Annotated in this window: 12 protein-coding genes; 8 read left to right on the plus strand and 4 right to left on the minus strand. The window is 65.4% G+C overall.

Annotation, left to right across the window (positions count from 1 at the left end):
• The first annotated feature begins 1 nt into the window (after window position 1).
• From cyoB to trhA, 7 genes are all read left to right on the plus strand, one after another.
• Window positions 2-2,005, plus strand: a complete 2,004-nt coding sequence (cyoB, locus tag ACSFB7_RS18585) for a cytochrome o ubiquinol oxidase subunit I (protein ID WP_435472663.1) — start codon at window positions 2-4, stop codon at window positions 2,003-2,005.
• Window positions 1,998-2,651, plus strand: coding sequence for a cytochrome o ubiquinol oxidase subunit III (cyoC, locus tag ACSFB7_RS18590; protein WP_435472665.1), 654 nt, complete (start codon window positions 1,998-2,000; stop codon window positions 2,649-2,651). The genes cyoB and cyoC overlap by 8 nt, the downstream gene beginning before the upstream one ends.
• The gene (gene cyoD, locus ACSFB7_RS18595) at window positions 2,648-3,043 is read left to right on the plus strand and encodes a cytochrome o ubiquinol oxidase subunit IV (protein WP_435472667.1); all 396 of its coding nucleotides are present in this window, start codon (window positions 2,648-2,650) and stop codon (window positions 3,041-3,043) included. Before cyoC ends, cyoD begins: the two co-directional genes overlap by 4 nt.
• The gene (locus ACSFB7_RS18600; RefSeq protein WP_435472669.1) at window positions 3,040-3,933 is read left to right on the plus strand and encodes an SURF1 family protein; all 894 of its coding nucleotides are present in this window, start codon (window positions 3,040-3,042) and stop codon (window positions 3,931-3,933) included. The genes cyoD and ACSFB7_RS18600 overlap by 4 nt, the downstream gene beginning before the upstream one ends.
• A complete protein-coding gene (locus ACSFB7_RS18605; RefSeq protein WP_435472709.1) occupies window positions 3,917-5,302 on the plus strand; it encodes an ATP-binding protein in 1,386 nt (461 codons plus the stop codon). The genes ACSFB7_RS18600 and ACSFB7_RS18605 overlap by 17 nt, the downstream gene beginning before the upstream one ends.
• Window positions 5,299-5,844, plus strand: a complete 546-nt coding sequence (locus ACSFB7_RS18610) for a response regulator transcription factor (RefSeq protein ID WP_435472671.1) — start codon at window positions 5,299-5,301, stop codon at window positions 5,842-5,844. Before ACSFB7_RS18605 ends, ACSFB7_RS18610 begins: the two co-directional genes overlap by 4 nt.
• A gap of 123 nt (window positions 5,845-5,967) precedes the next feature.
• The gene (trhA, locus tag ACSFB7_RS18615) at window positions 5,968-6,654 is read left to right on the plus strand and encodes a PAQR family membrane homeostasis protein TrhA (RefSeq protein WP_435472673.1); all 687 of its coding nucleotides are present in this window, start codon (window positions 5,968-5,970) and stop codon (window positions 6,652-6,654) included.
• 377 nt (window positions 6,655-7,031) lie between these two features.
• Here the strand turns inward: trhA and ACSFB7_RS18620 are convergent, their stop codons facing one another.
• The 4 genes from ACSFB7_RS18620 to ACSFB7_RS18635 form a co-directional block, all read right to left on the minus strand.
• Window positions 7,032-7,256 (minus strand): SlyX family protein, encoded by a 225-nt coding sequence (locus ACSFB7_RS18620; protein ID WP_435472675.1) that lies wholly within the window; start codon window positions 7,254-7,256, stop codon window positions 7,032-7,034.
• Between the two features lie 46 nt (window positions 7,257-7,302).
• Window positions 7,303-8,196, minus strand: a complete 894-nt coding sequence (locus ACSFB7_RS18625; protein ID WP_435472677.1) for an SDR family oxidoreductase — start codon at window positions 8,194-8,196, stop codon at window positions 7,303-7,305.
• A 75-nt stretch (window positions 8,197-8,271) separates the two neighbouring features.
• A complete protein-coding gene (locus ACSFB7_RS18630; RefSeq protein WP_435472679.1) occupies window positions 8,272-8,778 on the minus strand; it encodes a DUF1097 domain-containing protein in 507 nt (168 codons plus the stop codon).
• A gap of 30 nt (window positions 8,779-8,808) precedes the next feature.
• Window positions 8,809-9,552 carry an SDR family oxidoreductase gene (locus tag ACSFB7_RS18635; protein WP_435472681.1) on the minus strand — a complete coding sequence of 248 codons (744 nt, stop codon included), beginning with the start codon at window positions 9,550-9,552 and terminating at the stop codon, window positions 8,809-8,811.
• Window positions 9,553-9,676: 124 nt separating this feature from the next.
• Between ACSFB7_RS18635 and ACSFB7_RS18640 the strand changes: the two genes are divergently transcribed.
• Entirely contained in the window at window positions 9,677-10,573 is an 897-nt protein-coding gene (locus tag ACSFB7_RS18640; RefSeq protein ID WP_435472683.1) for a LysR family transcriptional regulator, read from the plus strand.
• Window positions 10,574-10,769: the final 196 nt, after the last annotated feature.

Below are 10,769 nucleotides of genomic sequence, written 5' to 3' on the forward strand. Positions count from 1 at the left end.
GATGTTGCAGAACCTAGACCTGACGAAGCTCGTCTTCGGCCGCCTCACCTGGGAGGCGATTCCCTACCACGAGCCCATCCTGCTCGCGACCTTCGCGGGCGTGATCCTTGGCGGCATCGCCGTCCTCGGCGCACTGACCTACTTCAAGCTGTGGGGCATGCTGTGGCGCGACTGGATCACCAGCATCGACCACAAGAAGATCGGCATCATGTACATCATCCTGGGCCTGGTGATGCTGCTGCGCGGCTTCGCCGACGCCCTGATGATGCGGGCCCAGCAGGCCTTCGCCTTCGGCGACAACGCGGGCTTTCTGCCGCCGCACCACTACGACCAGATCTTCACCGCCCACGGCGTGATCATGATCTTCTTCGTGGCGATGCCGCTGGTCACGGGCCTCATGAACTTCGTGGTGCCGCTGCAGATCGGCGCGCGCGACGTGGCCTTCCCGTTCCTGAACAACTTCAGCTTCTGGATGACCACCTTCGGCGCCGGCCTCGTGATGGCGTCGCTGTTCGTCGGCGAATTCGCCAAGACCGGCTGGCTGGCCTACCCGCCGCTGTCGGGCATTCTCTACAGCCCCGACGTGGGGGTCGACTACTACATATGGTCATTGCAGATTGCGGGGGTAGGTACCCTGCTCTCTGGCGTGAACCTGCTGGCGACCATCGTGAAGATGCGCGCCCCCGGCATGACCATGATGAAGATGCCCGTCTTCACCTGGACCGCCCTGTGCACCAACGTGCTGATCGTCGCCGCCTTCCCGGTGCTGACCGCCGTGCTGGCCCTGCTGTCGCTCGACCGCTACGCAGGCACCAACTTCTTCACGAACGACATGGGCGGCAACGCCATGATGTACGTGAACCTGATCTGGATCTGGGGCCACCCCGAGGTGTACATCCTGATCCTGCCGGCCTTCGGCATCTTCTCGGAAGTGGTCTCCACCTTCTCCGGCAAGCGCCTCTTCGGCTACGCCTCGATGGTGTACGCCACGGTCGTGATCACCATCCTGTCGTACCTCGTCTGGCTGCACCACTTCTTCACCATGGGCTCCGGCGCCAGCGTGAACTCGTTCTTCGGCATCACGACGATGATCATCTCGATCCCTACAGGGGCGAAGATCTTCAACTGGCTCTTCACCATGTACCGCGGCCGCATCCGCTTTGAGCTGCCCATGATGTGGACCATCGGCTTCATGATCACCTTCGTGATCGGCGGCATGACCGGCGTGCTGCTGGCCGTTCCCCCGGCCGACTTCGTGCTGCACAACAGCCTGTTCCTGATCGCCCACTTCCACAACGTGATCATCGGCGGCGTGCTGTTCGGCATGCTGGCAGGCATCACCTACTGGTTCCCGAAGGCCTTCGGCTACAAGCTCGATCCGTTCTGGGGCAAGTGCTCGTTCTGGTTCTGGATCGTCGGCTTCTGGTTCGCCTTCATGCCGCTGTACATCCTGGGCCTGATGGGCGTGACCCGCCGCATGAGCCACTTCCAGGACATGTCGCTGCAGATCTGGTTCCAGGTCGCCGCCTTCGGCGCCGTGCTGATTGCGCTGGGCATCGCCTCGTTCATCATCCAGCTGGTGGTGAGCTTCATCCGCCGCGAATCGCTGCGCGACACCACGGGCGACCCGTGGAACGGCCGCACGCTGGAATGGTCGACCTCGTCGCCGCCGCCGGCCTACAACTTCGCGTTCACGCCGCGCGTGCATGACAACGACGCATGGTCCGACATGAAGGCCCGCGGCTACCAGCGTCCAGTGGACGGCTTCAGCCCCATCCACATGCCCAAGAACACGTCGGCCGGCTTCATCATCGCGGCGCTGGCCGCGGGCTGCGGCTTCGCCCTGATCTGGCAGATGTGGCTCGTGGCAGGCCTCGGCTTCGTGGCCATGCTCGCCGCCGTGATCATCCATACCTTCAACTACAAGCGCGACTATCACATCCCCACGGAAGAAGTCGTTAGCACCGAAGACGCGCGCACGCGCCTCCTGGCTGCCCATGTCTAATACCACCGCCCTTTCCGCCGGCACGGCCGGCCACACCGCGAACGCTCCGGCGTTCGAGGTCTTCAACGTCCGCAACGAAGACCACCACCCCGAAAACGGCACACTGCTCGGGTTCTGGCTCTACCTGATGAGCGACTGTCTCATCTTCGCCTGCCTGTTCGCGGTGTACGGCGTGCTGGGCCGCAGCTACGCGGCCGGCCCCTCGGGCGCCGACCTGTTCGACCTGCCGCTGGTGGCGATCAACACCTCGCTGCTGCTGCTGTCGTCCATCACCTACGGCTTTGCCGTGCTCGAGATGCAAAAGCGCCGCATGCGCACCATGCTGGTGTGGCTGGCCATCACCGGCCTGCTGGGCGCGGGCTTCATCGGCCTGGAGCTGTACGAGTTCGCGCACCTGATCCATGAAGGCGCGGGCCCGCAACGCAGCGCCTTCCTGTCGTCGTTCTTCGCGCTGGTGGGCACCCACGGCCTGCACGTGACCTTCGGCATCGTCTGGCTCATCGTGCTGATGATCCAGCTGCCCAAGCACGGCTTCACCGCCGCCAACCGCCGCCGCCTGATGTGCCTGTCGATGTTCTGGCACTTTCTGGACGTGGTCTGGATCGGCGTCTTCACCTTCGTGTACCTGATGGGATCGCTGCAATGAGCGCGCACACCGAAACCGCCGGCCACGGCGCCCATGGTCATGACGACCACGACGATGGTCCCGTGAGCCACAGCACCTTCAAGGGCTACATGACCGGCTTCGTGCTGGCCGTGATCCTCACCGCGATTCCGTTCTGGCTCGTGATGAGCAAGGTCTTCGACAAGCCCAACACCACCGCCCTCGTCATCCTGGCCTTCGCCGTGGTGCAGATCGTGGTGCACATGGTGTACTTCCTGCACATGGACGCCAAGTCCGAAGGCGGCTGGAACATGCTGGCGCTGATCTTCACGCTCGTGCTCGTGGTCATCACGCTGGCCGGTTCGCTGTGGGTCATGTACCACATGAACACCAACATGATGCCGTCCATGCACGACATGAAGAACATGCCTTGACGCCTTCGCCGCCAGTCCACCGCCGCGACGACAACAGCGGCAACACAGCCACCGGCCGCAACAACAAGCGCTCCGTGGCCGGGCTGGTGGCACTGGCGGTCTTCCTGGCCGCCGCCCTCGCCGGGTTCCTGGTGCTCGGCACCTGGCAGGTCGAGCGCAGGGCCTGGAAGCTCGATCTCATTGCCCGCGTCGACCAGCGCGTGCATGCCCCGGCCGCCACGCCCCCCGGGCGGGACAGCTGGCCGCAGATCAATGCGGCCGACGACGAATACCGGCAACTGCGCATCGCCGGCACCTTCCTCAGCGACAAGGAAACACTGGTCCAGGCCAGCACCCGGCTCGGCGCCGGCTTCTGGGTGCTGACGCCGCTGCAGGCGGCTGACGGCACCGTCGTGCTGGTCAATCGCGGCTTCGTGCCGCCCGAGGCGCGCGACCGCGCGGCCCGCACCGCGCCCGAACCGAAGGGCGAGACCACCGTCACCGGCCTGCTGCGCATCACCGAACCCAAGGGCGGCTTCCTGCGCAAGAACGACCCGGCGGCCGACCGCTGGTTCTCGCGTGACGTCCAGGCGATTGCCGCGGCACGCGGACTGCACGACGTGGCGCCCTACTTCATCGACGCCGCGGCGGCGCCTTCACCTTCATCGAACAACGGCGATGCCGCCCCCGCCTGGCCCGCCGGCGGCCTGACGGTCATCGCCTTCCCCAACAGCCACCTCGTCTACGCCCTGACCTGGTACGGGCTGGCGTTGATGGTGCTGGGCGCGGCATGGTTCGTGTGGCGCGACGAACGGCGCCGGCGGGGCCTGAACGGTGGCAAGGACGGCAGCGACGAAAATGCAGCCCATGCCGACGCCAGCCGCCCCACCCAAGATGCCCGCCGCGACTGAAACCGTCGCCATAGCGGGGGAACTGCACGCACCCCGCGCCGGGGTCGCGAGCCTGGACAACGCCACCGGCCACAAGAACATGCAGCAGCTGATCCAGCTGCGCTGGTTCGCGGTGGTCGGGCAGGTCGTGACCATCTTGGTCGTGCACTACGGCTTCGGCATCCGCCTGCCGCTGGACCACATGCTGCAGGTACTGACCTGCCTGGCGCTCTTCAACGTGGTGAGCCTGCTGCGCTCGCGCACCCATCGCCGCGTGACCAATGGCGAGCTGTTCCTTGCGCTGCTGGTCGACGTGGCCATGCTCACGGCCCAGCTCTACCTGAGCGGCGGCGCCACCAATCCCTTCGTCTTCCTCTACCTGCTGCAGGTCATCCTGGGCGCGGTGCTTCTGAAGGCCTGGTCGACCTGGACCATCGTGGTGGTCACCAGCTTCTGCTTTGCCCTGCTGGCGCTGTTCTCGCGCCCCCTCGCATTGCCGCTGGACCACGATAGAGGCCTCTGGAGCCCCTACATCCAGGGCATGCTGATCTGCTTTGCGCTCAATGCGGCGCTGCTGGTGATCTTCATCACCCGCATCAGCGGCAACCTGCGCGCGCGCGACGCGCGGCTGGCCGACCTGCGCCAGCGCGCCTCGGAAGAAGAACACATCGTGCGCATGGGCCTGCTGGCCTCGGGCGCCGCGCACGAACTGGGCACGCCGCTTGCCACGCTGGCGGTGATCCTGGGCGACTGGCGCCGGCTGCCGCACTTCAGCTCCGACCCCGAGCTGCTGACCGAGGTGGCCGAGATGGAACTGCAGATCCAGCGCTGCAAGAGCATCGTGAGCGGCATCCTGCTGTCGGCCGGCGAGGCGCGCGGCGAGTCATCCGAAGAAACCACCGTCAGCACCTTCCTCGACGACCTGGTCGAAGAATGGCGCACCACGCGCCCGGTGGAAGACTTCGACTACGAGAACCGCTTCGGCCACGACCTGCCCATGGTGTCCGACTCGGCGCTCAAGCAGATGATCTGCAACGTGCTCGACAATGCCCTGGAGGCTTCGCCGCACTGGCTGCGCCTCGAAGCGGCACATGACGGCGACACACTGACCATCACGGTCAGCGATGCCGGCCCCGGCTTCCTGCCGGGCATCCTCAAGGAATTCGGCAAGCCCTACCAGTCGAGCAAGGGCCGCCCCGGTGGTGGGCTCGGGCTGTTCCTGGTCGTCAACGTGGCGCGCACCGTCGGCGGCCGTGTGGCAGCGGGCAACCGACCCGAAGGTGGTGCCATCGTGAAGATCACGCTGCCGCTGGCGGCCATCGTGCTGGAAGAAGAAGAGGAAGAAGACGAAGACGTGGAAAGCGAAACCATCGAAGTGCCAAGGCCATGACCGAAACCGAAGCCGAGCGCCAGTTGCTGATCGTCGAGGACGACGATGCCTTCGCGCGCACGCTGGGCCGCTCCTTCGAGCGCCGTGGCTATACGGTCACGCATGCGAGCAACTTTGAGGAGGTCGAGACGCTGCTTGCAACTCGTTCTCCGGGCTACGCGGTGGTCGATCTCAAGCTCAACGGTGAGGCCTCGGGCCTGGCGTGCGTGCAGATGCTGCACCGGCACAACGCCAAGATGCTGATCGTGGTGCTGACCGGCTTTGCCAGCATTGCCACTGCCGTCGAGGCCATCAAGCTCGGCGCCTGCCACTACCTGGCCAAGCCCTCGAACACCGACGACATCGAGGCCGCCTTCGGCCGCGCCACGGGCACCACCGAAGTGGAGCTGACCAACCGCTCGACCTCGATCAAGACGCTCGAATGGGAGCGCATCCACGAGACGCTGGCCGAGACCGGCTTCAATATTTCCGAAACCGCGCGCAGGCTCGGCATGCACCGGCGCACGCTGGCGCGCAAGCTGGGCAAGCAGCAGGTCAAGTAGGCCCCCTTGATCCCTTGATCGGGAAGTCCTTGATCGCAAGCTGGTCAAGCGCGCAGAACGCGTGGCACGCTTCTGGCAAGCTTGATGCCGCAATCCATTTTTCATGATGAGGTTCCGCTCCTGATGACTGCACCTTCACAGACGCATCCTTCGCCCCGCGCCCCCATTCTGGCGGCGCGCGACCAGACGGCGATGGAAGAACTCTTCAACGCGCTGAGCCATGGCCTGGGCCTGCTGCTCGCCATTGCCTCGCTGCCGATCCTGGTCTACAGCGCCTCGCAGAAGGGCCAGGCCGCGGGCGTGGTCGGCGCCTGCCTGTTCGCGGGCACGGCCATCGTGCTGTACCTGATCTCCACGCTGTACCACGCGCTGCCGATGGGCCGTGCCAAGGCCTGGTTCAACCGGCTGGATCACGCGGCCATCTACCTGTTCATCGCGGGCAGCTACATGCCCTTCCTGTTCGGCGTGCTGCGCGGGCCGCTGGGCTGGACTTTGTTCGGCGCGATCTGCGCGGCGGCCGTGCTGGGTGTGAGCGCCAAGCTGTTCAACCGGCTGCAGCATCCGCTGTGGTCGACGGGGCTCTATGTGGCGATGGGCTGGATGGCGTTGATGGCGGCGGTGCCGCTGTATGAGCGCATGTCGGCGGCGGGCCTCGGTTGGCTCGTGGCCGGTGGCTTGTTCTACACAGCGGGTGCTGTTGTCTTCCTGTTCGACAACAAGGTGCGCTACGCCCATTCGGTGTGGCATCTGTTCGTGCTGGCTGGCAGCACCTGTCACTTCTTTGCGGTGCTCTGGCATTCGCACGGCTGATCGTTTTCTTCTTTGCGGCCCGTTCGGGGCTGTGCGGGTGACTTGTCGGGTGAGGCGCGCTGCATGGTTCGGGTTCATTCGGGGCGCGTGCGAATGACACCAGGTGCTCCCCTCCGCGAATGTCCCCCGCTTCGCTCCTCCTTTATTTCGCTGCGGGGAGCACCTGGTGCCATTCGCACAGGGGCACGCTGCTGGTGAATCGCTGATCAACGACTGCTCTGTCCAACGCTCGCGCCGATACGGGGCTCTTTTTCGCGAAATAAAGGAGGAGCGAAGCGGGGGACATTCGCGAAAAAGAGCACCGTGTCGGCGTGAGCGTCGCCCTGAACAACAGCAGCGCCGGAACAACGCACTCCAGACAGACCGCAAACAGCCCCTCAGTAATGAGGCGGCAATTCGTCCCGAAGATTGCGCGCCGCCCCGTCCTGCCCCGCGTTCTGGCTCTGCTGCCGCAGATGCGCAACCTGCTGGATCAGGCTGTCGATCTGCTGCTGTTGGCGGTAGATCGTCATGTTCAGTTGGTCCAGCAGGTCTTCGGCGTAGCTCGACTTGATTTCGAGCTCGGTCACACGCTCTACAAGTTCGTTCGATTGGTTTTCCATGCCGCTATTGGACAGGAAGACCATCCGCACTTTTGTGACGCCCCGCTTAGCGCCGAACCTTGGCTTCGAGCAGGTCACCCATGCCGATGCGTTTCGCAAACTCGACGCGCACGCGCTCCGACACCTCGAACACCTCGGTCGCGCCGTCGCCCACGAAATCGATCAACGAACGCATCGGCCGCGTGCCGGCCGGCAGGCCCACGATGCGGACGATGTCATCGGCCACCGCTTGCGGGTCGGCGTGGTCGGGTGTCAGCGCGGACAGGCGCTCGCCGATCTGGTCCATCACGCCGTCGTAGCGACTGTAGGCGGCAGCGGTGACCGCATCGCCCGGCTTGCCTGCGCTCGGAAAGTGATCGGTACCCTTGGTGAACGCACCCGGCACGACGATCGAGGTCTCGATGCCGAAACGCGCGATCTCGTAGGCCAGCGTCACGGCCAGCGAATCCATCGCCGCCTTGGCCGCGCCGTAAGGGCCCATGAACGGCGGAAAGCCGCCCTTAGTGGTCGTGCTGCTGATCCACAGCATCAGCCCCGACTCCTGCTTGCGCAGGTACGGCAGCACCGCGCGGTTCACGCGCTGGGCGCCGAGCACGTTGGTGTCGAACGCCTTCATGATTTCTTCCGGCGTGAAGGCCTCGGTCGGCCCGACCACGAGATGGCCTGCGTTCTGCATCACGACGTCGAGGTGGCCCTGCTCGCGAACGATGGTCGCCGCGGCGGCATCGGCGGAGGCTTGCGACAGCACGTCGAGTTCGAGCGGGTGCAGTTGGAGCCCCTTGGCCGCCGCCAGCGTGCGCAGTTCGGTCGCGCGCCCGTTGTTGCGGCCTGCGATGTCGCGCATCGATGCATAGACGATGTGGCCCGCTTCGGCGAGGGATTGCGCAGTGAGCTTGCCGATGCCGGAGCCGGCGCCTGTGACGAGGATGACGGATTGCATGATGGAACTCCTGGGATGGATGAATGAATGGATGCGAAGGGACAGAAGGGAAGAAAGTCGTGAGGCGCCTGGTCTTCAATGCACGCGACGCTGCAGCGCATGGGCCGCCCACGCCGCGACCGATCCGAGCGCAGCCGCTCCCGCCAGCGTGGCGAACAGCGACAGCGAAGGCGGCTGGTGGACCGCGAAGAACGCGATCAGCCCGAGGAAGTAGCACAGCAGGTTGTTCAGGCGCGGCACGCTGCGCATCGACACCACGATGAGCGCGACGACCAGCACCACCGCCGGCAATGCCGCAGCGCCCACCACGGGAGCCAGCGCACCGATGGCCACGGCTGCGCCCTTCCCGATCAGCACGCCCAGACTCACGCAGACGAGGTTGAACACACCGTCGCGCGCCGTGACGCCACGGGTGTAGAAGGCCACCCAGCCGACGAACATCGCCCAGACGGGCAGTTCGAGGACGAGTGCCATCGCGGACGCGGCGGCTGCAACCACGGCAGCGGCCACGGTGAAGGCCGAATAGGCGAGGCTGAAGAAGCGCGGCGCGACCGCACTGGAATGGGAAGCAGGCTGGTGCATGGCGGTTTCTCCTTGGGTCAGTTGGGGAACTCAGGCCACGCCGCCGTTGGCGCGCAGGATCTGTCCATTGACCCAGCCTGCATCCGGACCGGCAAGGAACGACACCACCGAGGCAATGTCTCCTGGCTGGCCCAGGCGCTGCAGCGGCGGCATCTTGGCGAAGGCCTGGATCTGCTCTTCGGTCTTGCCGTCGAGAAACAGCGAGGTCGCGATCGGGCCCGGCGCCACCGCGTTCACCGTGACGTTGCGCCCGCGCAGTTCCTTGGCGAACACATGCGTGAAGGCCTCGACCGCCGCCTTGGTGGCGTTGTAGATCGCGTAGCCGGGCATGTTCAGCGCCAGCGTGGTGCTGGAGAAGTTGACGATGCGCCCGCCTTCGTTCAGGCGTGTGGCGGCCTCGCGCAGCGTGTTGAAGGTGCCGCGCACATTGATGTCGAAGGTCTGGTCGTAGAGCGCATCGGTGTGCTCGGCCAATGGCACGGTCTTGAGCACGCCGGCGTTGTTGACCAGCACATCGACCTTGCCGAGTTGCGCCTCGACGGCGTCGAACATGGCGCGCACTTCGCTTGCGCTGGCCACGTCGGCCTTGACGGCCATCGCGCGGGCGCCTGCGGCGGTGAGTTCGGCGACCAGCGCGTCGGCCTGTGCCGGGCTCGATGCGTAGTTGATGGCGACGGCGAAGCCATCTTGTGCGAGGCGTTGCGCAACGGCGGCGCCGATGCCGCGCGATGCGCCGGTGACGATGGCGACCTTGGCGTGGATGGATTGGTTCATGGGGCGTTTCCTTTGCAGTGGTGGATGGGTGAGCGAATCTTCGATCGTTCCACTCAAAAGATAATCAGCCACAAATCGCCATTACCATTCCATTTACTTCAACAATTAGTGAAAGGCTCGCCCCATGGACCGCTTCCAGGAAATGCAGGCCTTCGTGCGCATCGCCGAGCGCCAGAGCTTCACGCAGGCATCGGAAGACCTGCAGATTCCGCGTGCCACCGTCACCAACCTCATCAAGCGGGTGGAACAACGCATCGGCACGCGGCTGCTGGAGCGCACCACGCGCACCGTGCGCCTCACGCAAGACGGCGAGGCCTACTACCGCCGCTGCGTGCGCCTGCTGGCCGACGTGGAAGAAGCCGAGGGCCTGTTTCGCGACGAAGCGCCCAAGGGCCTGCTGCGCGTGAACCTGCAGGGCACGCTGGCGCGCCATTTCGTCGTGCCCGCGCTGCCGGCCTTCCTGGCGCGCTACCCCGGACTGGAACTGCACATCGGCGAAGACGACCGGCTGGTCGACCTGGTGCGCGAAGGCGTCGACTGCGTGCTGCGCGCGGGCACCCTGCAAGACTCGTCGATGGTCGGGCGGCGCCTGGCGCTGCTGCCGCAAGTGACGGTCGCGAGCCCGGCCTACCTGGCGGCGCACGGCGAGCCGGACAGCATCGAGGCGCTGGCTGCGCACCGCGCCATTCACTACATCTCGAGCGGCACGGGCAAGGCGGTGCCGCTCGAATTCACCGTCGATGGGCAGGTGACGAACGTGCAACTGGGCGCCGTCGTCTCTGTGACCGGTGCCGACCTCTACACCGGCTCGGCCGTCGCGGGGCTGGGGCTGGTGCAGGTGCCGCGCTACCGCGTGGCCAATGAACTCGCGGATGGGCGGTTGAAAGTGCTGTTGGCCGATTTCGCCCCGCCGCCGATGCCGGTGTCGGTGCTCTATCCGCAGAACCGGCAGTTGTCGTCGCGCGTGCGGGTGTTCACGCAGTGGCTGCGGGATATCTTCGATGCGGCGCAGGCCGGCTAGATGCCCACATCGCCTTGACAGGCACCCCACTTTTCCACGCTCGCCGAGGTTTTCTAAGGCACGCCCACTTCGGGTGACTATTGTTTGCAGTGTGTGCGTGGTGTCGCCCGCAAACTGCCTCGACCTCTTTGCCTGTCACGGAAGACGTCGATGCCGCGCACACTTTCAATTGAATCTCCTGCAATCCCTCTTGTCC

It is taken from the genome of Variovorax raffinosi (genome assembly GCF_051216615.1).
Classification (GTDB): Bacteria; Pseudomonadota; Gammaproteobacteria; order Burkholderiales; family Burkholderiaceae_C; genus Variovorax.